The sequence below is a fragment of the Vicinamibacterales bacterium genome (assembly GCA_036012125.1).
Lineage (GTDB): Bacteria > Acidobacteriota > Vicinamibacteria > Vicinamibacterales > UBA823 > UBA11600.
In genome coordinates this window covers 139,219-162,033 of the sequence record DASCOS010000009.1, presented here as the reverse complement: position 1 = coordinate 162,033, position 22,815 = coordinate 139,219, and the positions used below count along the sequence as shown (strand labels likewise).

The following is a 22,815-nucleotide window of genomic DNA, read 5'->3' as shown; positions in this document are numbered from 1 at the left end:
AGAACAATGCTGAGATTATCGAAAAAAGCTGACTATGGGCTGATTGCAATGAGACATTTGGCATTACTGCCAGAAACAACGGCGTCCAGTGCTCGTGAAATTGCCGAACGGTACGATATTCCGGTCGAGCTCCTCGCTAAAGTACTTCAGCGACTATCGCGTCGAGGTTTACTCGTGTCACACCAAGGTACGAGGGGTGGTTATCGCCTAGCAAGGTCAGCCAGGGCAATCTCGGTGGCCGATGTGATTCAGGCAATCGATGGACCAGTTACGGTGACCGCATGTTCAGTGGGTTCGCCTGACTGTGATCAGTACGAAAAATGTAGCGTGCGGGATCCGCTGTGGCGGATTAAAGGCCGCATAGTTGCAGCGCTTTCAGCCTGCACAATATTTGAGATGGCGACTGATACGATGGAGGATGAGGTTTTTCGTGAGGTTTCGAAAGAAAAGCCTGACGGAATTGCGATCGTGCTCGCGCCGACAACCGACTAGTAGGGGCACGAACTGGGTATGGACATCGACCCTGTCACTTGGTTTGATGAGCACTTTCGTAATCCTCGGAATGCTGGTTCACTTCCGGCAGGTGATACTGACGTCGGCACTGGTCGGGTGGAGGACGCCCGGAGCGGCGATGTGACACGGCTCCAGGTTAGAATCGATAAGGTTTCTCGTGAGATCTTGGATGCTAGGTTTAAGGCTTACGGGTGTAGCTTCACGATTGCGAGTGCGAGCTTCATCGCCGATCTTGCGATCGGTCGTACGATGGTGTCAGCATTAGCAATTACCTTGGATGAAATTAATGAGGCACTAAGCCTGCCTGTTACGAAGCAGTACTGTGCTGAGTTGGCCCGCGATGCTATGCAGTTGGCGGTTGTTGACTATGAAACGAAGCAAGACGCTAAGGCTCACGTGATCTCGGAGCAAAATCGATGATTCAAGTAACCGAGGCTGCGGTTAAGCGCATTCGGACCCTCATGGCAAATCAGGGTGTTGTTGGCGGTGGACTCCGCATTAGTGTCAAGGCCGGAGGATGCTCAGGTTTGAGCTACGTTTACGACTGGGCGTCTGATCACCGTGATGGCGATCAGGTGTTTGAGAGTAGTGATGGTCTGAAAATTTTTGTCGATTCCAAGAGCTATCCGTTTCTTAAGGGAACGGTGCTTGACTGCGATGAGAACATGCTTGGCCAATCCCTTGTATTCAATAATCCCAACGCTTCGACCTCCTGTGGTTGTGGTTCGTCTTTTGGTGTCTAACGGAACTCATAACTTTTGTTTTCGTTCCGTTCCGCCTGCCCGTTCGATTCTTGGCTTCCATTTTTCCAAAGAATCGCTGTGCTACACTCTCGATGATGGGCGTAATGAGTGTGTTGTATGCAGTGAAAACCGATGTCATGCGTGGTTATTACGTTGCTATTTCAGCGGGCGTCGGATTAGTGGTTAGTGCGTTCTTTCCGTGGTTATACATCGGAGACCGCACTCTAGGGGGAATCCCTGGTATCGCTGGCTTCTGGATATTTGGCTTGGGTGTGCTTGCGGTGGTGTTGGCTACGCTCAGTCTGATCACACGAAAGAATTCCAGGCACCCGCTCTTGCTTGTCGGACTGACTGCTTTCGGTATTCTATTCGTGGGGCAGCAATTTCTCGAACGGGCGGCCACCGAAGAAGCGTGGGCCGTCGCGCAAGCGACCGAAATCATTGTGGGCCGACCGATTACCGAACCACAGGTTCCACTGACTGGTATCGGTGCCTACGTTGGCCTTACGGCATCCGCCGTCCTCATTTTGTTCGGACTCACGATCATTGTGAGTCGGGTCGCCGATTCCTATCCAGAGTCCGAGAACGACGATCTTTGATCTGTTAGTGAACCCAATCCCTTAAAACGATGAAAATTACTGTTGCACACAGTCCAGATTCTGACGACGCGTTCATGTTTTATGGCCTAGCCAGTGGTGCTGTTGCTACTGGCGTGTTCGAAGTGGAACAGGTTCTTGCCGATATTGAGACGCTGAATCGTGCAGCCTTTGAGGGACGTTATGAGGTTACCGCTGTGTCGTTTCACGCCTACGCCCAACTGGTCGAGCGTTACGCGCTGCTACCGCACGGCGCCAGCATGGGTGATCGTTACGGACCAATCGTCGTGGCGCGCCCTGACGGTCCCAAGGAAGTTAAGGGAGCGCGGGTCGCGATTCCTGGAACTCTGACGACAGCTTATTTGGTTCTTCAACTCTATGAGCCAGATTTTGAGTACACGGTTTTGCCGTTTGACGAGATCCAACCAGCTGTGCTTGCTGGCAATGCTGAAGCTGGCCTCCTGATCCATGAAGGGCAGCTCACCTATGCCGACGATGGTCTGTGCAAGTTAATTGATTTAGGAGAATGGTGGGCGCATCAGACCGACGGATTACCGCTGCCCTTGGGTTGCAACATTATCCGCCGAGACCTCGGTATAGAGGAAATGCGGAGTGTCTCGAAGATGCTCCGCGAAAGTATTGCCTATGCACTTTCACACCGTTCAGAAGCGCTTGAATATGCTGGACAGTTCGGCCGTGGGCTTGATACGGCACGGACTGATCGGTTCGTTGGGATGTACGTGAATGAGCTGACGTTGGATTATGGTGCACGTGGCCGGGAGGCTGTGGCGAGGCTTTTCGGTGACGCGTTTGCCCGACAACTGATCCCGAACCAGATTCCGATTGAATTTGTCAGCTGATTGCTTCTGAGTCGGGAGTCCACAAAACGAGTGCCTTCATTAGTTATCGATTTGGCAGTGGTGCGTCGGGGTGTAGAACGAGAGCGAATCGGGTAATGGCCTGAACAATACGCGGTCCGGGGATCACAAGATCATTTCCAGTCAGGAAAATAACGTTCTGGTTTTGGACGGCTGGCAATGAAGGTAGAGCGTTCCACACCTCTATTTCCTTTTCGATTTCGGTGTCTGGAAGCCGATTTACTGTCCTTACTTCAATTACGATCTCAGGAGCAGCCTGCAGAATCATTTCGGTTGTCACCTGCACCGCTCGGTTCAGAGTGCCGTCGAGCACGTTCTTAGCCCCGGCTAGCTCGAGCATGTCATGCTGAAATCCCGAGCCACCACTGGCGAAGAGGTTGCGGAGAGAATACGGTTCCCGTGCGATAACTAGGAGTGTTCTCGGGTGATGACGTCCGGACACCGCTTCCGCGATCCCTGTTAACCCATCTTCAATATCGAGGGCCACCTTGTTCGCTTCCATCATGTGGCCAGTGCGCTGACCTAACTGGCGGATAGTTGTGGGAATATCGGCCAATGTACCGTGTGAGTACACGAACAGTGGGATTCCTGCTCTCGTAAGTTGGGTCGTCAGGTCGACTTGTGTGTCGTAGGGGACGACCAGGTCGGGACGCAGTGCGATGATGGCCTCGACATCTGGGTCAATTAAGCCGCCGACGCGCGGTAGATTGCCAATGTCTAGGGGGAAATTATCGTAGCTCCCGACTCCCACTACCTGCGGACCAGCACCGATGGCGAACAAAATCTCAGTGACAGCCGGAATTACCGACACGATCCGTTGTGGTGTCTGCGTCTGTAAGTCGGCAACGAACACAAGCCACACAGCGATAACGAACCAGTTCCTTCGTCGAGTCATCGTCGTCGCACCAATAGCCATAGAAAGAACGGTCCACCGGTCAGCGCTGTGATAACACCAACTGGTAGCTCAAGCGGTGCCATAACGGAACGTGCAGCAACATCACACGCAACTAGAAACGCGGCCCCAAGGAAAGCAGAAGCCGGCATGACAATCCGGTGGTCGGCTCCAACGACCAGCCTAATGAGATGGGGAATCACGATACCAATGAAACCGATCGGACCGCTTAGCGACACAGCTGCACCTGTTGCGAGGGATGCACTCAGAAACGCCACGCGTTGAACGCGGAGAACGTCCACGCCTCTGGCGGCAGCGCTGTCACTACCTAGGGTCAAGAGGTTGAGTGCACGTGGAAGGGTCCCGAACATCACGAAGGCGATACCTAAAAGAGGCAGTGTGGCCAGGATCGGTTGGAATCCACCGACGTCGAGATTGCCCATCAGCCAGCGTACTGTCTGGAAGGTTTGTGCGAAATCTGACGAATACTGCACGAACATAATGAGCGCCGAAAAGAAAGAATTGAGCGTCACTCCCGCGAGTATTAGGACAGTCGTTGACAGTCCTCGATGTCTGAGCGTTGCCATAGCGTAGACAATGCTAGCCGCGCCAAGCGACCCGAGTAGACTCGCAATCGGCACCGCTGGGATTCCAGCCACCGCACTAGGTAGTCCGAGGGTGATTACTAACATTGCACCGAGTGAGGCACCAGCTGACACACCAAGGGTAAAAGGCGTGGCGAGCGGATTCCGCAGTAAGGCTTGAAACACGACACCTGCAACTGCTAATGATGCTCCGACGAGGATTCCCGCCAACGCCCGAGGTAGCCTTGCGATAAAAAAGATCTGGGCGTCAACGTTATCTCTGAAAGGAACTGAAGTGTCGAAAACTCGTGCCAAGGTGATTGGTGTTGGACCGATGAGTGGAGCGACGATGAGCGTTATTAGCGCAAGTCCACCGAATCCGCTAAGAGCCACTATCAGTTTTCGACGAAGACTCCAACTTCGCTTTGCCGAGGGCATGATTGGCGTCTCATCGCCAGAGTTCGAGGTTTGGTGCGATGGTCTTTTCATGGTGCCGGTCAGTTCGTTACTCACCTGTGTCCATCAGATGCGTCGGTTGCACGCCGTGCCAGTGGGGTAATGGTCAGATGTCCGGCTACGGCATGTTGTTCGACTACGGCGTCCACGTCGTAAAGGTCTTTGACGGTGTCCGGCCGGAGAATTTCGTGGGTAGGTCCGGCAGCGAGGACACATCCCTGTCGAAGAAGCACGACGTAGTCACAAACACTGGTGGCGAAGTTGAGGTCGTGAGTTGAGACCACTACTGCTGTGGATCGGTCTTTGTTTAAGCGACGGATAGTCGATGCTATATCCAACTGGTAACCGAGATCGAGCGATGCGGTTGGTTCATCGAGGAGAAGTGCCTCGCTGGGCCGGCGGCCAGCGTCGGCTGCGCGCCGTCCGAATTGTGCCAAGGCGCTGGCGATGACAACACGCTGTTTTTCACCTCCGCTTAGCGTCATAAACGAGCGCTGCTCGAGGTCAGCTGTGCCGGTCTCAGTTAGTGCGGCACGGGCCAACTCGACGTCCTCGGGTCCTTCAACCTCGAAAGTCTGAAGATGGGGATAACGTCCCATCAAGGCGATCTCAAGGACGGAGTAGTCAAACGCAAGGTAGGTTTCTTGTGGCACCATTGCCATCCGTTTCGCTAATTCGGCTTTAGGGATGCTATCGAGGTCACTGCCGTCGAGTACGACTTGGCCCGTGGTAGGACGTAGCAGGCCTCCCAGTAGGCGCAACAGTGTTGTCTTGCCTGAGCCGTTCGGCCCGAGGATGCCCAGTAATCCTCCTGAAGCTAGTTCAAAAGAAACATCATTCAGGACGAGGTGCTTGTCGTAGGCGAACGAGACATTAGCGACTTGTAGCAACTTGCACTCCAATGATCGCGCCTCTCCCAGGCGCAGGAAATCCAAAAACCTCTTCATATCCGTGATCGAGTAAATTGGTGATTCGTGCAAAGAGATCAAGACCGGTCATCACGGTGAGCGTGCCGCCAAGATTGACCACGCTGTGGCCAGGATTTATGAATAGGCCGTCAAAAGCACCGAACGACGGCTCAACATCGAGACTTCGGCCGCGTGCGAGAAGCCGGCCAAAGGCTGTTAGGGGCCCCTTCCGGTAAACCAGATCAACGGTGCTCTGATGGTGTGGTCGCCGCAGCAAGGTGTCTCCAACCCGAAATGGTGGTGGAGCTTGGCCTGAGGATCGGTCGACCGCGAGGATCTCGGTGTCGAGCCAGGTATAGGTCACCGTCGCCTCCAGTCCCCAAGGCGTGCGCGCAGAGACCGCGAGTTCGAGACCTTGCGTACGGGCGTTTGAGATGTTGTCTGTCCTGAACCGACTTGCGTCTTGAAGAGACCGGCCAACCGCCACGATTAAATCATCGTAGCGATTCAAGAATCCAGTTCCATCGAGAATAATGGCACCTCCTGCGATGGTCTGTTCGATGCCGAATTCAAGGCTGCGGTTGCGCTCGGGTTTCAGAGTCGGATTGTCAGTAAAGGCAATTTCGAACGCGTCGGGTGGTCGGATTCCCGTACCCGCGCTACCGTGCAGCCGAGTCCAATACTGCTTCTGCTGTCTCTCAGGTCGAAGAAAATACGCAACTGAGAGCTTCGGATTAACCGACACGATCGAGTTTGGGTTGAAGGCCGGTCGTGGCGAGAATGCGTTCGGGTCAGGACTCAGGGCATCGCGTCGGATTTGCTCAGCACGCACTCCAGCAGTGACGTAGAAACGTTCACTAACTTCGTAACGTAACTCTCCGAAAGCGCCGACCGTACGGCGTTTGATTGGCGCACGGCTGGCATCTGGACCGGTGATAAAACTACTCTCTGCTTGCTCGTGGTGCAGTTCTCCGCCAGCCGATAAACCAAGGCTCGGCGAAATCATCATGTCGGTCTGACCGCGCACTGTTACGCGGCGAGACTCAGATTCCGAGACTCCGAACGGGTTAGTGAACACGCCATCGTGATTGCTCCAAGAAACGTGCAGATGTTCTGTAATACGATCATTTAATGGAACTGCGGCGGCCATTGAAAGCAGCTGCATATCGTTCTTGCCCCGCGATACTGTGTCGTTCGTTCTGACGTGTCCGCGCGGGTCGCTTCCAAACGGTCCTGGAAAGCCCCGTTCGTAGGAACTCAAATGCCCAAAACCGCTGATTCGAATGTCTCGGCTGCCATCCCAGCCAAACCTGAACGAGCCAATCTTGCGCTGATAGTCGTCGTTCGTAACGGGTTCACCAGTAGCCGGTGCTTGGCCCGTGAAGCCGTCAGTGGCAAGGCGCTCACCGCTGGCACCCCAATGCCAGGCTCCATATGACCCCGAAACGGTCCCAGCAGCCCGGGAAGTCCCGAAGCTCCCTCTCTCGACGAGCCCCGAGGTGCGGTTTGGTCCGCCGCGTTTTGTGATGACATGCACGACGGCACCGATAGCGTCTGAACCATACAAGGCACTTTGGGGTCCACGCACGACCTCGATGCGCTCGATGTCTACGGTCGGAAGGTGTGCGAAATCGAAGCCACCACCAAAAGTGTTGACACGTACTCCATCAATAATCACCAGCGTAAAGTTTGATTCGCCGCCACGTGGAAACAGTGAAGTGACGCCGCCCTTGCCTCCGCCCTGTGTAACTGTAAGCCCAGGGACGAGGCGTAACCCTTCGGAGACGGTGTCAATCTGCTTGGCGCGAAGGTCGTCGCCGTCGATTACCGTCACGCTATCCGGTGTGTAGGATAGCGGACGATTAACTTGTGACGCGGATACGACTACCGATTCAGCGATAGCGCTGATGCGTAGTGAGACCGTTACATATTGCACCATGCCAGCCTCGACATGGACTGGCACCACTTCACTGCGGAAACCGGGAACCGATACGTGGAGTTTGTACTGTCCGTTTGTGAGTTCGATAAAACTAAAATGCCCGGCGGAGTCGGTCGTGGTAGTGGTCCTTATTGTCCCTGCTCGTGATAACAACACGCTGGCAAACTGAACCGGGCGCCCGGTCGGGTCGACGACGGTGCCGGAGAGGTTATTTCCAAAGGCCGTTCCCGCAAGGGGAGAAGTTAGGAGAGTGAGTAGAAGGAAACTGAACCAAGGGATATGCGGTAAACGGGACACTGAATTCCTCTTTGGCGTAATCGCGCGCCAAGATTGCCCACGGGATGAACCGGGGCATGCAGAAGAAGACGAGCCCAGAGGCCAGGTGTCCTGACTCGCGGATCGATACGAAGCGACAGCACCTTCCCATGCTCTTCACGAGCACAGTGGTGGCCAAAAAATTCGAAGCACCGAGTCGCTTCGCTCCCCGCTTACAGTGGCGGTACCGTGTGGGCCTCGCACCCACTTCGCATGACCACTGGGAAGCGTCGGTTGTGCGGCGGAGTATAGCATGGGAGAATGACGAACCAGTCTGCAGGCTTTCGGAACCGTTGTTTATTGGGTTGCGCTAACGATATAGAACCGAAGTAGTTCTTGCTTGATCCATGCGACTTCGACTTGAGGCCTCACGCCTATTGGACATCGCCGACCGGCTTGAGGCTGGTGAGCGGCTTAGTTTTGCCGAAGGCATGCGGCTGTTCGAAGCGCCTGATCTTCTAGCTGTGGGCTGGCTGGCCAATCGCGAACGAGAACGCCGACACGCGGATCAGACTTTTTTTAATCAAAATATTAGGATTGAAGCCACGAATGTTTGTGTAGCGAGTTGTTTGTTTTGTGCTTTCGCACGGCTGAAGCCGGGCGACCCGGGGGCCTACACGATGTCGTTGGAGCAGGCCTGGGACAAGGTTCGTGACCGTGAGGATCAGGCGTTGACGGAAGTCCACGTCGTTAATGGTCTTCACCCCGACCTTCCGTTTGGCTACTACGTTGAGCTGTTGCAGGGTTTTAAGCGGATCCGTCCAAATGTTCATCTCAAATGTTTTACGGCTGTGGAGATCGCTTTCTTTGCCGATCTCTATGGGATGTCTGACGAGCAGGTTTTACGAGAACTGATGGATGCTGGGCTGGACTCTTTGCCTGGTGGTGGAGCTGAAATATTTGCCGAAAGAGTGCGGCGGAAGATCAGCCACGATAAGTGTGGAACGGAGCGCTACCTCGCGATTCATCGGACGGTGCATCAATTAGGGATGCGTTCGAACGTCACCATGTTATACGGTCATATCGAAACACCGGCCGAGCGCTTGGACCACATGCTCCGTGTCCGCGACTTGCAGGATGAGACAGAGGGGTTTCAGGCATTTATCCCACTGGCATTTCATCCCGATAACAACCAGATGCGCAAGTTGCCAGCGCCGACCGCCGCCGACACTCTGCGTGTACACGCAGTCGCACGGTTAATGCTCGACAATGTTTCGCACATAAAGGCGTTTTGGGTCGCAACCGGTGTCGACGTGGCCCAGACAGCCCTTTGGTTTGGAGCAGACGACCTCGATGGCACTGTGCACGAGGAGCGTATCTACCACATGGCTGGTGCGCGGACTCCTGAAGCGATGACGACGCACGAAATCGGTCGGCTCATTAGTGCTGCTGGCCGACAACCAATTGAGCGCGACACGCTTTACAACGTCTTGTCGGTGACTGCTTAACGCCTGTAACTGGACCACCAAACACTACCTTTGCTGTGCTAGGATACGAATAGCGCCAGGCTCCACTCCGCTTTTAAAACTTGGGTGTAGGGACTGGTCTTTTTCGCTTCCTGTGATTGAGCAAAATTTCACAATCACAGGATGGAGGCATCAAATTAGACGATGGTTGTAGGCTCCACGCAACTCGAAGTGTTGAACGAGTACGAACGTCAGCAGATCGGTGAACGTCAGCCGCTCCCTGAGCGTTACCTAGGCGTATCTGACGAAGAATTGGAAGTCCGAATTTCGGCAGCGCGGTTGGCTCTTGGGGATCGGTTGGTGATCCTTGGCCATCATTACCAGCGCGATGAGGTTTTCAAGTTCGCCGACTATAGCGGTGACTCGTTCAAGCTTGCCAAGGTTGCAGCAGAACGTTCAGACACCGAGTTCATCATCTTCTGTGGCGTCCACTTTATGGCTGAAAGTGCGGATGTACTCAGTGCTCCGTATCAACGGGTCATCCTACCTGACCTTTCTGCTGGTTGCTCGATGGCCGATATGGCAGCGGCAGACGAACTTGAAGTCTGCTGGCGCGAGCTCGAAGAACTAGGTGTTACCGATGTCGTGCCCGTGACATATATGAACTCAGCCGCGGACATTAAGGCCTTTTGTGGTCGTGAGGGTGGTGTTGTCTGCACTTCAAGTAACTCTGTTGCCACGCTGCGGTGGGGTTGGGAGCGTGGTGAGAAGATTCTTTTCCTGCCTGACCAACACTTAGGGCGGAACACCGCATACTCCATGGGTGTGCCGCTTGATGAGATGGTCGTTTGGGATCCACAGCAGCCGATGGGCGGCCTGAGACCAGACGAGGTAGCGGCTGCTAAGCTAATTTTGTGGAGAGGCCACTGTTCTGTCCACACTAGATTTTCGGTCGCTCAAATTGAGCAGTTGCGCTTGGCTGAACCCGAGGTGCGCGTGATTGTCCATCCCGAGTGTACCTGGGAGGTTGTGCAGGCGGCTGATGCTAGCGGCTCCACAGACACGATCATTCAACGCATTCGGGAGAGTGCTGTAGGTTCGGTGTGGGCGGTGGGCACCGAAATTCATTTAGTGAATCGCCTTGCTAAGGAAATGGCACCTAGTAGAACGGTCTTGACCCTTGATGGGCTTGGGTGCCTGTGTTCCACCATGTTCCGTGTGTCGCCGAACCATCTCTGCTGGGTTCTTGAATCTCTGATCGAGGGCGAAGTTCATAACCAGGTTGAAGTGCCCGATGACCAGAAACATTGGACCCGGGTTGCTCTCGACCGGATGCTTTCTATCCAGTAAACTCCAAGGTCTTCGATCCGCTGCGGCCGCACTGGTGTTCAATCGGGCGCTGGATCTCACTGTAAGGAGGATTTTCGATGGTCCACGAATTGCCGCCACTTTCGTATGCCTACGACGCGCTTGAGCCTCACGTGGACGAGCAGACGATGCGCATTCACCATGGCAAGCATCACGCCGCTTACATTAAGAACCTGGACGCAGCGCTCGAGAAGCATCCGGACTTACAGTCGAAGGGTTTGGACGAGCTTATGGGTGATCTTGCCAGTGTGCCGGAGGACATTCGCACAGCGGTTCGCAATAACGGCGGGGGACATTGGAACCATTCAATGTTCTGGCAAGTCATGGGACCGAATGCTGGAGGGGACCCAACGGGCAAGGTTGCCGAAGCGATCACGGCTTCATTCGGTAATTTTGACAGCCTTAAAGATCAATTTGCAAAGGCGGCGGCGGGCCGATTTGGTAGCGGTTGGGTGTGGATCGTAGTCGATGGTAACACGCTGTCGGTTGTAAGCACGCCGAATCAGGATAATCCGCTTATGGATGGAAAATGCGCGATCCTTGGACTCGACGTGTGGGAGCACGCATACTATCTGAACTATCAGAATCGGCGACCTGACTATGTCAAAGCGTGGTGGAACGTCGTCAACTGGGTCGAAGTTAACAAGCGACTCGGTTAATTCGGTCTAACCTCACGGGAGCCAGCCGTTGCTGGCTCCCTCTGCATGCCGGAACGGCTACGATTGTTTCCGGCGCTGGATTCATGTCGCTTTCTGCAATTATCTTTCTCTTTCTGACGCATCTCGGTATTGGAATTGCGTGGACGCTGATATTGGTGTCGCGGCCCGCCGGGGTGAAATTCTTTCGCTTTAACGCTGGGTTGGTGGTCGCGATACTGGCCGCGGGAATGGCATTTCGTCCAGACGCGGCGGTACTTGGTGGCGTGGCATCTGGCACCGGATTCATAACGCTGTCAGTGGCAACTGGTGCATTCTTGGTCTACCTGGCAACCATCGGGCGCGTCATGGTTGTACTGCGGCGCGGGCTGCTCTGGATTGGCTTGGCCGCCGGCGCCGTCACGCTCATCGCCCAAGCAGTAGCGGTTAGTTCGTCAATGGCAATGGGTTCTACCATGCTTGTTACTGCGAGTTTTTTGTCATCCGCGGCACTCCTTGGTGGATCATGCACGGCGATGATTCTCGGGCACTGGTATCTCGTATTGCCATCAATGGATGTATCACTCCTTCAGTCGATGGTGAAATTTCACATCGGTTCCGTCATCGTGCGGATTACGGTTGTTGCCGTGGCTGTCTGGCTTGGGATCTCCGCCTGGGAACCCGGCCTAGAACCAAACTTCCAGCGATATGTACTTTCAAGTGCTGGCGTGTTTTTCTGGCAGCGGGTGCTGTTCGGTTTACTGGGTCCAGCCGTACTGTCATACCTCACGTGGGAGACGGCAAAGATTCGCTCGACGCAATCGGCGACAGGCATTCTTTATGTAGATTTCTTCACCGTGGTTGTGGGCGAAATCTTGGCGAAGTATTTGTACCTATTAACCTCGGTTGCGGTTTGAGGATGTGTCGAATGGAAGTTGTCGTGCAATGCCCCAGCTGCAACGCGGCTTTACCTGTCAAGGCGTCCGAAAAACCCAACGAAATTCAGTGTGGGAGCTGTCGGAAAATTATCGCCCTAACGATAACTTCTTCTGTTGCAACCGACACATCGGTTGATACCTGTCCAATGTGTACCGGGCAGGATTTCTATATTCGCAAGGATTTCGACCCAAAGGTTGGCCTGACAATCGTCATCTTGGGTGCTACAGTTAGTGCGGTTTTCTATTATTTCGGTAGGGACCTTACCGCTTACGGAGTACTGGCGGTAGCGGTTCTCGTTGACCTTGCGGTTTATCGCCGTCTCGGCGATGTGACTATCTGTTACCGTTGTCATGCCGAGTTCCGAGGCCGCTACGAACGAATGGCCGAGGGCTTCGACCTACACACCGCGGATGTACTGGAGGCAGAGTACGCTAAACAGGTGGGCCGTTAACGGTTCGGCGGTCTTCTCTCTACGTCGACCTAATCTTCTTAGAGAAGCTTAGAAGAGCTTCACAATGACTTCTTCGCCTTTTTCCACGATGTCGGTTTGAGCGGGGATCTCAATGTAGCCGTCGGCAAGCGACATGCTCGTAATGTCGCCTGATGCCTTAAAGGCGGGTACAGCAGAGCCGTTGCTAAGTCGGACTGTATAGAACTGGTGACGCCCCGTCGTTGACACGACTCGCTCTGCGATCGGCAGTGTTAGTACCCGTGGTCGATATGGTGGTAGGTGTGCTATCCGTCGAAGGATTGGGATGAGTAGCATGTAGGCGTTTGATAGGCACGAGGTCGGGTAACCTGGCATCCCGAGCACCGGAGTGCCTCCAATCCTCCCGAAAACCGTTGGTTTACCAGGCTTAACGGCAATGCCATGAAACAGCACCTCGCCCTGGCTATGCAATACGTCGAGAATCAGGTCGCGCTCGCCGACAGAACTACCGCCGGAAAACACCAGTAAATCGTGAGCAGTGCATGCCTGAACGGCTGTTGTTAACGCTTCGACTGTGTCGGCTGCGGTGGGCTTTCCGATGGCTAATCCGCCATGGTTCCGCACGATGGTCTCTAGGGTAAATCGGTTGATATCGTAGATTTGTCCTGGACCGAGCGACTGACCGGGTGGGATGATCTCATCGCCTGTCGACAACAGAGCCAGTGACGGCTTTGCGTATACCTCTATGTCGGAGACTCCGATGGCCGCGAGTGCGCCGATACGTCCGGCGCTAAGGAAGTCGTCACGTCGGACGAGTGTCTGACCCGGCACGATGTCAGCGCCTCGGCGGCCCACGTTCCGGCGTGGGTAAACTGGTGTAAAAATACGAACCTGATTATCGACGTCACGATCGGTCTCTTCGACCATCACCACAGCGTCAGCACCTTGAGGCATAGGAGCACCCGTCGCAATCTGAGAGCACTCACCCCGACCGACACGGCGGTTAGGTATCTGACCGGTGAAGACGGTTTCCACGCACTTCAACGCTTTAGGTTGGTAACGGGTCGTACCAAAAGTATCTTCAGCGACGACCGCAAAACCATCCATCGCCGCGCGATCGAACGGAGGAACCTCCTGTTCCGATACCACGTCGCGCGAGGCAACGCGGCCGCCGGCCCCCGAGAGCGCGACACGCTCGCTTCGCTCTAAGGGTTTTGTAGCTTCCTTAATGAGTGCAAGCGCCTCATCAAGCCCTATCGTTTCACGAATGGGACGCATGTTCGTCGTTACCATGGTGGCTGTAAATCACGTACGACCTAACGGGAAGCTTCTCGAACGAGATGTCCAAGTTCAGGAAGTATGAGTTTCGTTAACGCCAACCGAACCGCATGCTCTGAGCCCGGCAAACCGAAAATAATCTTACCCCCTGCCGTACCAGCGAAGGCTCTGCTCAACATCGCGGCGGGACCAATTTCTGCAAAACTTAAAGCGCGGAAAAGCTCGCCGAAGCCTGTGAGCCGTTTCTCCAGTAGTTCAGTGACCGCTTCGTAGGAGCGATCACGTGAGGAGATGCCAGTGCCTCCTGTCGTGATAATGGTCTGAATCTCATTATTCTTGAGTTGCGTGGCGACAGTGGTACGGACCTGATTAGGTTCGTCCTTGACGATTTGCCGATCGACTACCGTGTGCCCTGCTGCAGTAAGCAGTTCAATGACGGTTCGACCACCCCCATCGGTTTCCTTGGTACGGGTGTCCGACACGGTTAGCACGTAGCAGCGCACGTGGGTGGGCGCCTGTACACGGTGCTCTAAATGACTCATCGGATAGATTATACAAGGCGACGTTGCGGACCGGTGCCTTTCGAACTACCATCGGCGCATATGTCGCCTCCCCTGCGCACAAGGCCACGTGCAATCACATCCGTCATACTTGCGATGGTTGTATCGGCCGGCCTACCTATCTACAGCCAACAAAATGCGTCAACACTAGACCCAGAAGCTCGAACGTGGGTCATGAACACGCTCGGTACCATGAGTGTGGACCAACAGATTGGTCAACTGATTATGCCATCCCTGTTGTCGACCTACACAGGCAGTGATACCGAGACTTTCGATTCGCTGGTCGCGCTGGCTCACGAGCAAGAAGTGGGTGGCTTTCTAGTGTTCGGCGGACGAGAGTTGGCACCAGACGTACTACTTAATCCAACATACGGCACTGTTACACTCGGTCAGCCAATGTCAGCGATGTCACTGATCAATCGGCTACAAAAGATCGCTCGAGTACCTTTGATCTTCTCAAGTGATTTTGAGGCCGGTGTCGGTTTTAGAATCGGTGGCGGCACGGTGTTCCCCCGTGCGATGGCATTTGGGGCAGCGGGCGACGAACGGTTGGCCTATGAAGCTGGTCGGATCACGGCAATCGAGTCTCGGTCCATTGGAGTACACGTGAACTTTGCACCGGTTGTGGATGTCAACAACAACCCACGGAATCCAGTGATTAACACGCGCTCCTTTGGCGAGGACCCAGCATTGGTAGGGCGGCTTGCTAGTGCCTACATTCGTGGTACGCACGACGGCGGGATGCTGGCCACGGTCAAGCACTTTCCAGGCCATGGTGATACCGATATCGATTCCCATGTTGGCCTGCCAATCATTCCACATGGTCGAGAGCGTTTACAGCTGCTCGAGTGGTCCCCGTTTCGTGACAGTATTGCAGCGGGAGTGGATGGTGTTATGACTGCGCACATTGTCCTTCCGATGCTCGATCCCGAGGAAGGGATTCCTTCTACCCTTAGCCGCACAGTTGTTGAGGGGGTCCTACGCGATGAATTCAACTTCGATGGATTAATCTTTACAGATTCGATGCAGATGGGTGCGATTAGTAACCAGTGGTCGACAGAAGATGCAGCAGTCCGAGCAATTTTGGCAGGGAACGATATTGTTCTGCACCCAGCCGACGCCGTGGCCGCGATAAATGGTATTCGTGCGGCGGTGGAGGAGGGCCAAGTATCGCTTGAAAGGATTCGAGAGTCGGCGACTCGGGTGCTCGAAATGAAGGCACGCTTGGGGCTTCATCGAAATCGCTTCGTTGATTCAGAGAGACTGCCGGAACGGGTTGGCGGACGGGAACATGGAAGCGTTGCCGACCGGGTGAGCGAACAAGCGATGACTCTGCTTTCCGATTCTCGTGGTGATATACCGTTCAGGCTATCGCGAGATGCCACAATTCTCTACCTGTCGGTTCTTGATCGCCCATCTGGTTGGCGGATCGGTGCACCCAGTCGAACTTTCATCGCGGAGTTACGAGACCGTTGGCCGAATGTCACGGCTGTGGAAATTTCTAATCAAACCTCGCGTCAGGCACTCGATCTTCTGCGATCAACCTCTGGACAATTTGATGCGATCGTCGCGTCAGTTTTCGTACGGACGACTCCTCGAGACGGCGGAATGGACCTCGCGCCCTCGCTTGTCTCACTACTCGAACGACTGGGTAGTATGACCGAGGGACGACACCAACCTTACGCAGTGGTTTTATTCGGCAGTCCCTACACGGCTCTGGCACTTCCTTCGGTCCCTGCTCTTTTACTGACCTACGATTTCTATGATAGGGCAGAGCGTAATGCCGTACGTGCACTGGCTGGCGAGTCACGTATCGGCGGGAGGCTTCCGGTCAGCCTGCCTGAGATGTTTCCTCGTGGCCATGGCTTGGATCGGTAGATGTGTTTGCGATAGCGGCATTAACGAATATACGTGCATGCTATAATCCGGGGTTTCCGTGATCGAGAGTAGACCAGCGGATCTGTAACATGCGACGGGCGCCCTTAGCTCAGCTGGATAGAGCGTCTGGCTACGAACCAGGAGGCCGCAGGTTCGAATCCTGCAGGGCGCGCCAAACTAACCCGACCGCCACGCAATGAAACGGCTCGCTTGGTTTACCCCACTACCCCCCGAACGTTCAGGAATTGCGACCTACAGTTCCGAGATCTTGGGACTGCTCACCGACGTCTATGATGTCGACATTATTGTCGACTCGTTACCGCTGCAACATAACGGGGATGATCGACACATCAGCGCATACGATTTTTCTTGGCGGCAGATTAAGGATCCCTACGATTTAATCGTTTACCAGCTTGGTAACGCAAGATGTCATGACTACATCTGGCCGTACATGTTTCGTTACCCAGGCCTTGTAGTTTTACACGACGGCCAATTACACCAGGCTCGGGCTCGCCTGTTGCTTCAGCAGAAGCGTTATGAAGACTATCGTGCTGAGTTTGAATACAACCATCCTGATGCAAGAGCCGACATTGCTTATCTTGGAATTGCCGGACTCTTGGGATCTCTACACTACCTCTGGCCAATGTTACGAACCGTTGTGAACTCGGCGAGAATGGTAGCCGTACACAATACGACACTCGTTCGAGAGTTACAGGACAGGTTTCCCGAGGCACGTATCGACCGAATCCGAATGGGTGTGCCGAATGCTTCCGAAGCCTCAAGAGCAAAGCACATCCGGGCCAGACACAACATTTCTCAAGAGACTGTAGTTTTTGCTGCGTTCGGTCGGGTGACGCCTGAGAAGCGAATTGCCCACACGTTTAGAGCACTTGCGGCCATCGCCAGCCGCACGCCGCATGTACACCTACTAATCGTTGGTGAACCCGTTCCCTACTACGACGCAATTGCGGAGGCCAAGAGTCTGGGCGTTTCTGACCGTGTCACGTTTACAGGTTACGTGGAAGATCGCGATCTGGACGATTACATTGCGTGCGCTGATGCCTGCCTGTGTATGCGCTGGCCATCGTCTGGTGAAACATCCGCGTCGTGGTTACGGTGTTTAGCAGGTGGCCGTGCCACAATTGTTACTGATCTGCACCACACGATTGATGTACCGGCGCTTGTAACGCGGGGCACCTGGACACCATCGCCGTCAGTTCAGCTCGATAAGATCGCACCGATTGAGCAAAACGTGTCGGCTGCCACTGGCGGACCATCTGGGTTACCTCTCTGTGTCAGTATCGACATCTTGGACGAGGAGAACTCGTTGCAGGTGGCAATGGAACGGCTGGCACGTGACCGGGCGCTACGACGGGACCTCGGTAACCGAGCGAAAAGATTCTGGGCGGCTCACCACACCCTGAAGCACATGCAGGCTGATTATTTAAGGGTCATTAGCTTGGCCCTGGACAGTCCCACAGGGGTCACGCCTCCACTTTCTCACTTACGGCCAGATGGTCTAGAGACTGCACGTGACATCCTTAAGGATATGGGGATGTCAGTTGATATCCTCGGGAGTTCCTGACCTCTATAATTGCGCGGTTGATGATGAGATAATGTTTGTAACCTGCTGTTAAACAATGGCTTAGCCTTGACTTGCGTCGGGTGGTCTTAGTAGGCTTACTCACGGTGAAGTTGTCTGATGCGTTGATCATGCTGGATACGGTCAATACTCCCTTTCTGTTGATTGCCTCGATACGCGGGATGGTTTATGAGCGATGATCCGCTGTCTGTTGCCGCCGAAAAACGTCTGAAGCTTGAACGGGAAAGGATCGACCGTCAATATAACGACGCGTTGACGGCACTCGATCATGCACTGCAGCAGTTTCCTGAGCTTCCAGTTTCACCGGCATTACCTGACGACTCCCTTGTCACCAGACTAAACGAGTTGGCCCGGCTAGTTCCTGAAGAGGGTGTAGATTGCGGTGTCGGATGGCGAGGACGGATTAGGCGTTTCGTATGGCGATTTATAGGACCGGTGTTTCAACGACAGCATGATTTCAACCTTGCGTTGATCGACCACATTAACCGCAACGTTGAGCCCACTCGCCAGAGGGCGCATGCTCTTGACAAGGTGCTGACGGCGATTCGCGACTCATTTGCTTCCCAAGCTTTCTTTCAACACAAGCTCATGTTGTACGCGCAGCAAATCACCCCCTATGTAAATACTAAGCAACCAAGTATGCCGCTCAGTGTGCAGGAGTTTGGGGTAGGCCTTGCTGCGGGTCTCGATGCGGTTGGTGATGAAATCCAGAAACGCGGCGAGGCGAATATTGTGAGGGAACGGCGGTTTGAAGCAAGGGTTGAAGAACTTCGGGCGACCGTTGGTGCACTGCAGCAGAAGTTACTTCTGTTGACAAGGCAGCTAGAACCACAGGAGGCGGGGAATATTAGTAAATCAACCGAGAGTCGAAGTAGCCGACGTCAGGCTGCGCTCGCTACAGAGCCTCCCCCTAAGCCGCACTTGACCGAAGGCCAGTTGAGCACTGCGGACGGCGCATTCAAATACGTAGGTTTTCAAGATCAATTTCGCGGAGCACCTGAAGAAATTCGAGCACGCATGAATGAATACGCACCTGATTTCACTGGGGCGGTTGACGTGTTGGATGTAGGGTGCGGCCGGGGTGAGTTCCTCGATGTGCTCAAGGAACATGGTGTGCCGGCGCGTGGCCTCGACATCAACCCGGAGATGGTCAAGGTTTGCCAAATGCGCGGTCTTGATGTGGTGGAAGGTGATGTGGTCAGCTATCTGGAAGGTTTGGATGACGGTTCACTCGGTGGTCTTTTCTCGGCCCAGGTCGTCGAGCATTTACGACCAGAGTATCTGGTACGCCTACTCGAACTGTCATACCAAAAGCTTCGACCAGGGTCTCAGATCGTGCTCGAAACGATTAATCCTGCTTGCTGGGTCGCGTTCTTCGACGGTTATATTCGCGATATCACGCATGCGCAGCCCCTGCATCCCGATACACTGACCTATCTATTGCATGCAACCGGGTTTCAAGGCGCTACTATCCGATACTGTGCTCCATATCCTGAACACGCCAAGCTGCAAAGGGTAGCGGTATCGAACCAGTTCAAGAAATCTAAGGATGCGGATGAACTAGCTTCCCTCACGGTGGCGTTTAACGATGCCGCTGACAAGATCAACAGCTTCTTGTTTACCCATTTGGACTACGCGGTCATTGCTAAACGCCTCTAAGGTCCATGGAATCTACAAGGTCGAAACGATTTTCGTCGACGATGCGTGAGCCGTTCATGCGTGCTGCATTGGCCGAGGCAAATCGGGCTGAAGCGGCTGGCGAGGTTCCCGTTGGTGCAGTCGTTGTTGTTGACGGTGAGGTCGTCGGCTCTGGATTCAATCAGCCGATTGCGACGCAGGACCCGACAGCTCATGCAGAAATCGTGGCGCTGCGCGCGGCTGGACTGGCGTGTAGTAATTACCGTCTCACGGGTGCCTCACTCTATGTCACAGTCGAACCGTGCTTGATGTGCGTCGGCGCCTTGATTCACGCACGGATCGGCATGTTGGTGTTCGGGGCCACCGAACCCAAGGCTGGAGCGGTTCAGTCTATGTGTCGGTCACTGGACCATCCGTCACTGAACCACAAGGTTGTTGTAATCACTGGGGTGTTAGAGGCCGAATGCTCGGCGGTCCTACAGGGATTTTTCCAGCGACGTCGTGAGGGAAATATTTTGACGACGCCTCTCGGCTGATTAGCAACGTTAATTTTGATTGTTTGACCCAACGGAGAGGTACCGAAGTGGTCGTAACGGGGGCGCCTCGAAAGCGTCTTGTCGGGTAACCGGCACGTGGGTTCGAATCCCACCCTCTCCGCCACTCTTTTCTTCAGGCGTTTTTCATGCGCTTGGGCGGTGGATTACCTATCGTAAATCAATCGTCTGGGGCTTCCACCTATCACCGTTCCACCGAATCCGCTTAGGTTACCCAAGGTCCCGGAGCGTAAGTTCTCAATGGTCGTTCGAAAGAGACCTGTCGGGTTCATAGGGCGACCCGAGACCGCGCTTTAGGTCTTGGATAGGAATTCGATTGCGGCCCATTCCTTGGCACTTACCGGCATGACGGAGAGCCTCGAGATCCGCACGAGAGGAAAAGCTGCAAACTTGCGGTCCGCTTTGATCTCAGCCAGTGTCACCGGGCGGCGCAGCTTGCGACTCGGAACGATATCGACCGTATGGCGCTTACCGGAAGTGTCCGACGGATCGAGGTAGGCGTTACCGATGGCACGTGCGATTCCGACAACTGCTTTCTGGTTTCCCGTATGGTAGTAGAAGATTCGATCGCCTTTTTTCACTGAGCGGAGGTGCTTTTGGGCCAGGGGATTCCTTACTCCAGTCCAAGAGGTCTGGTCATCTTTGACAAATTCTTCAAAGCTATAACTTGACGGTTCTTCCTTAAACAGCCAATACATGGTTACTCCAAGCGGACCGTTAATATTCAGCGTCGTAATGTGATTGGCGGAGAGAGTGGGATTCGAACCCACGGTAGAGTTTCCCCTACACACGCTTTCCAAGCGTGCTCCTTCAACCACTCGGACATCTCTCCGGGTAAGTCGCGGACGCTGAGTGTATCATGCTGTTCGCGGCCGTTAGGTCGGCCTGCTTGCTTGGTGATCAGACGCAAGCTACACTGAACCTCGTTCGGGACAGACGTAGTGGTGCTGTGCGTACGTCTGGTTCGTCGTGACTTATGCCCTACCAAGTTATTGCTCGGAAGTGGCGTCCCAAGAAATTTGATGATGTGGTGGGACAGCGCGGTGTCACCCAGACGCTGCGGAATGCAATCGAGAGCGAGCGCATCGCCCAGGCTTTCGTCTTTGCGGGACCTCGGGGCGTTGGGAAAACGACAACGGCTAGGATTCTGGCCCGCGCCTTGAACTGCGTAAAGGGTCCCGTCCCTGACCCGTGTGGCAAATGCGATCCCTGCCTTGAGATTGCCGAGGGGCGTGATCTCGATGTCCATGAACTTGATGGCGCGACACACACGGGGATTGATAACGTTCGTGAAGTCATCATTGAGGGCCTAGCGATGATGCCGGCGCGCGACCGCTACAAGGTCTTCTTGATTGACGAATTTCACCAACTGTCGAAGTCCTCTTTTAACGCGCTTTTGAAATCGATCGAAGAGCCCCCACCGTACGTTGTGTTCATGATGGCAACGACTGAACTCGAAAAGGTCCCGGACACTGTCTTGTCCCGGTCGCAGGTGTTTGAGTTTAGGAGCATTGGGGCTTCCGAAATCGCTGACCAACTTCATCGGATCGCCAAGGTTGAGAAGATCGACATCGATGCCAGCGCCTTGGCGCTGTTAGCACGCTCGGCGGAAGGGAGTATGCGCGACGCCCAGACCGCACTCGATCAAGTTCTTGCCTTCGGTGGTGAGCACATCACGGCGGAGGATGTCTCTACTGTCCTCGGGCTTGTGGGGCGAGATCTTTTGCTCGACACCATCGAGGCGGTCGCGGATGAGCGAGCAGCGGATCTGTTTCAACTCTCCGGCCAATTTGTCGAGGCAGGTTACGACCTTCGGCAGGTGTGTCGAGAACTGTCACGGGTGTGTCGCGATCTACTGGTCCTGGCGATTGACGTGTCCCGTTTTGAAGACCCCGAAATTGCACCCGAGGGCGACCGTGACCGGTTGCGGGCGTTGGTACAGCGTTTCTCTCGGGAGGACCTCATGCGGGCGTTCGACGTGCTCAGTCGGGCCGAGGCGGACCTACGCCGATCCTCTCAGCCTCGGTATCACCTTGAAATGGCGCTGCTTCGCTGGATCCATTTACGTCACCTGGTGCCGCTTGCCGAGGTGATTGAGGGACTTAAAAGCGACACACCGACTAAGCGCTCTGGTGACTCGGACACGCCCCCCCGAGCTCCTCTTAGCGGAGGGTCAGCGCCGGCGATGCGTCCTCACCCAAGTGCGAAGAGTCAGGTGAAGGCGGTTCCTCGCCGGGTGGCACAAGTCAAGACCAAGCCTGTTAAGGCCGAATCACCACCGACCGGTCGAGCGGCGGAAACCCTGTCGGACGGAGGTGAAAAGGACTTGAAAAGTGCGTGCATGGCGGAACTCCAGCGTACCAAAAAAGTTCTTTACGGCACTGTTATAGCTCAGGCGCGACGCATCGTCTTGGACGGCGATCGGATCATATTCACATTCGGGACGAACCAGAAGACACTTCAGGACCAACTTAAAGACCAGTGTTCATGGGTGGAGAAGACGGCATCCCAGATCGCTGGTAAGAAGATGAGGGTGGTAGTCGAGCAGGAAAACGTTGATGAGCTAGTTTCGACGTCACCGTTGGCAGCCAACGAGTCTCGGAAAGCCGAGGTGATGGACGACCCTACTGTGCAAGCGATGCTGGATGTACTTCCTGGTGAGATTCGGGACATTGAGAAAGCCTGATCGTGGTCTTGCCGTC

At 54.6% G+C, this 22,815-nt stretch carries 22 protein-coding genes, 3 tRNA genes and 1 riboswitch; of the genes, 17 read left to right on the top strand and 8 right to left on the bottom strand.

The window, feature by feature from the left end:
• The first annotated feature begins 6 nt into the window (after positions 1–6).
• The 5 genes from QGH09_03615 to QGH09_03595 all read left to right on the top strand — a co-directional run bounded on the left by QGH09_03615 (position 7) and on the right by QGH09_03595 (position 2,712).
• Entirely contained in the window at positions 7–492 is a 486-nt protein-coding gene (locus tag QGH09_03615) for an Rrf2 family transcriptional regulator (protein HJO17271.1), read from the top strand.
• 18 nt (positions 493–510) lie between these two features.
• Positions 511–933 (top strand): iron-sulfur cluster assembly scaffold protein, encoded by a 423-nt coding sequence (locus QGH09_03610; protein HJO17270.1) that lies wholly within the window; start codon positions 511–513, stop codon positions 931–933.
• Entirely contained in the window at positions 930–1,256 is a 327-nt protein-coding gene (locus QGH09_03605) for an iron-sulfur cluster assembly accessory protein (GenBank protein ID HJO17269.1), read from the top strand. The genes QGH09_03610 and QGH09_03605 overlap by 4 nt, the downstream gene beginning before the upstream one ends.
• Positions 1,257–1,360: 104 nt before the next feature.
• Positions 1,361–1,855, top strand: a complete 495-nt coding sequence (locus QGH09_03600; protein ID HJO17268.1) for a hypothetical protein — start codon at positions 1,361–1,363, stop codon at positions 1,853–1,855.
• Between the two features lie 29 nt (positions 1,856–1,884).
• Entirely contained in the window at positions 1,885–2,712 is an 828-nt protein-coding gene (locus QGH09_03595; protein ID HJO17267.1) for an MqnA/MqnD/SBP family protein, read from the top strand.
• Between the two features lie 43 nt (positions 2,713–2,755).
• On the opposite strand, the gene QGH09_03590 is transcribed toward QGH09_03595, so the two are convergent.
• The 4 genes from QGH09_03590 to QGH09_03575 all read right to left on the bottom strand — a co-directional run bounded on the left by QGH09_03590 (position 2,756) and on the right by QGH09_03575 (position 7,806).
• Positions 2,756–3,625: a helical backbone metal receptor gene (locus tag QGH09_03590; protein HJO17266.1), complete on the bottom strand. Its 870-nt coding sequence runs from the start codon at positions 3,623–3,625 to the stop codon at positions 2,756–2,758.
• A complete protein-coding gene (locus tag QGH09_03585) occupies positions 3,622–4,644 on the bottom strand; it encodes an iron ABC transporter permease (GenBank protein HJO17265.1) in 1,023 nt (340 codons plus the stop codon). The genes QGH09_03590 and QGH09_03585 overlap by 4 nt, the downstream gene beginning before the upstream one ends.
• 71 nt (positions 4,645–4,715) lie before the next feature.
• On the bottom strand, positions 4,716–5,552 hold the full coding sequence (locus QGH09_03580) for an ABC transporter ATP-binding protein (GenBank protein HJO17264.1): 837 nt from the start codon (positions 5,550–5,552) through the stop codon (positions 4,716–4,718).
• Complete coding sequence (locus QGH09_03575; GenBank protein ID HJO17263.1) at positions 5,536–7,806, bottom strand: TonB-dependent receptor; 2,271 nt, start codon at positions 7,804–7,806, stop codon at positions 5,536–5,538. The genes QGH09_03580 and QGH09_03575 overlap by 17 nt, the downstream gene beginning before the upstream one ends.
• A gap of 62 nt (positions 7,807–7,868) precedes the next feature.
• Positions 7,869–8,071: riboswitch (cobalamin riboswitch) on the bottom strand.
• A 100-nt stretch (positions 8,072–8,171) separates the two neighbouring features.
• Between QGH09_03575 and mqnE the strand changes: the two genes are divergently transcribed.
• From mqnE to QGH09_03550, 5 genes are all read left to right on the top strand, one after another.
• Entirely contained in the window at positions 8,172–9,272 is a 1,101-nt protein-coding gene (mqnE, locus tag QGH09_03570; GenBank protein ID HJO17262.1) for an aminofutalosine synthase MqnE, read from the top strand.
• A 162-nt stretch (positions 9,273–9,434) separates the two neighbouring features.
• On the top strand, positions 9,435–10,580 hold the full coding sequence (nadA, locus tag QGH09_03565; protein ID HJO17261.1) for a quinolinate synthase NadA: 1,146 nt from the start codon (positions 9,435–9,437) through the stop codon (positions 10,578–10,580).
• 77 nt (positions 10,581–10,657) lie between these two features.
• Positions 10,658–11,257: a superoxide dismutase gene (locus QGH09_03560; protein HJO17260.1), complete on the top strand. Its 600-nt coding sequence runs from the start codon at positions 10,658–10,660 to the stop codon at positions 11,255–11,257.
• Positions 11,258–11,340: 83 nt separating this feature from the next.
• Positions 11,341–12,150 carry a hypothetical protein gene (locus QGH09_03555; protein ID HJO17259.1) on the top strand — a complete coding sequence of 270 codons (810 nt, stop codon included), beginning with the start codon at positions 11,341–11,343 and terminating at the stop codon, positions 12,148–12,150.
• A 167-nt stretch (positions 12,151–12,317) separates the two neighbouring features.
• A complete protein-coding gene (locus QGH09_03550) occupies positions 12,318–12,623 on the top strand; it encodes a hypothetical protein (GenBank protein ID HJO17258.1) in 306 nt (101 codons plus the stop codon).
• Positions 12,624–12,671: 48 nt separating this feature from the next.
• Here the strand turns inward: QGH09_03550 and glp are convergent, their stop codons facing one another.
• Positions 12,672–13,880 (bottom strand): gephyrin-like molybdotransferase Glp, encoded by a 1,209-nt coding sequence (glp, locus tag QGH09_03545; protein HJO17257.1) that lies wholly within the window; start codon positions 13,878–13,880, stop codon positions 12,672–12,674.
• Positions 13,881–13,918: 38 nt separating this feature from the next.
• Positions 13,919–14,422, bottom strand: coding sequence for a molybdenum cofactor biosynthesis protein B (locus QGH09_03540; GenBank protein ID HJO17256.1), 504 nt, complete (start codon positions 14,420–14,422; stop codon positions 13,919–13,921).
• Here QGH09_03540 and QGH09_03535 point away from each other — a divergent pair.
• From QGH09_03535 to QGH09_03510, 6 genes are all read left to right on the top strand, one after another.
• A complete protein-coding gene (locus QGH09_03535) occupies positions 14,414–16,318 on the top strand; it encodes a glycoside hydrolase family 3 protein (GenBank protein HJO17255.1) in 1,905 nt (634 codons plus the stop codon). The two genes, QGH09_03540 and QGH09_03535, sit on opposite strands and share 9 nt — an antisense overlap.
• Before the next feature lie 98 nt (positions 16,319–16,416).
• Positions 16,417–16,493, top strand: a tRNA-Arg gene (locus QGH09_03530).
• A 21-nt stretch (positions 16,494–16,514) separates the two neighbouring features.
• The gene (locus QGH09_03525) at positions 16,515–17,903 is read left to right on the top strand and encodes a glycosyltransferase family 4 protein (protein HJO17254.1); all 1,389 of its coding nucleotides are present in this window, start codon (positions 16,515–16,517) and stop codon (positions 17,901–17,903) included.
• A gap of 186 nt (positions 17,904–18,089) precedes the next feature.
• Positions 18,090–19,580, top strand: coding sequence for a class I SAM-dependent methyltransferase (locus tag QGH09_03520; protein HJO17253.1), 1,491 nt, complete (start codon positions 18,090–18,092; stop codon positions 19,578–19,580).
• A 41-nt stretch (positions 19,581–19,621) separates the two neighbouring features.
• Positions 19,622–20,095: a tRNA adenosine(34) deaminase TadA gene (gene tadA, locus QGH09_03515; GenBank protein HJO17252.1), complete on the top strand. Its 474-nt coding sequence runs from the start codon at positions 19,622–19,624 to the stop codon at positions 20,093–20,095.
• 33 nt (positions 20,096–20,128) lie between these two features.
• Positions 20,129–20,219: transfer RNA gene (locus QGH09_03510), tRNA-Ser, on the top strand.
• Positions 20,220–20,406: 187 nt separating this feature from the next.
• Here the strand turns inward: QGH09_03510 and QGH09_03505 are convergent.
• The gene (locus tag QGH09_03505; protein HJO17251.1) at positions 20,407–20,811 is read right to left on the bottom strand and encodes an EVE domain-containing protein; all 405 of its coding nucleotides are present in this window, start codon (positions 20,809–20,811) and stop codon (positions 20,407–20,409) included.
• 44 nt (positions 20,812–20,855) lie between these two features.
• Positions 20,856–20,945 (bottom strand) — tRNA-Ser (locus QGH09_03500).
• A 144-nt stretch (positions 20,946–21,089) separates the two neighbouring features.
• Here QGH09_03500 and dnaX point away from each other — a divergent pair.
• The gene (gene dnaX, locus QGH09_03495) at positions 21,090–22,799 is read left to right on the top strand and encodes a DNA polymerase III subunit gamma/tau (GenBank protein ID HJO17250.1); all 1,710 of its coding nucleotides are present in this window, start codon (positions 21,090–21,092) and stop codon (positions 22,797–22,799) included.
• The last annotated feature ends 16 nt before the right edge of the window (positions 22,800–22,815 follow it).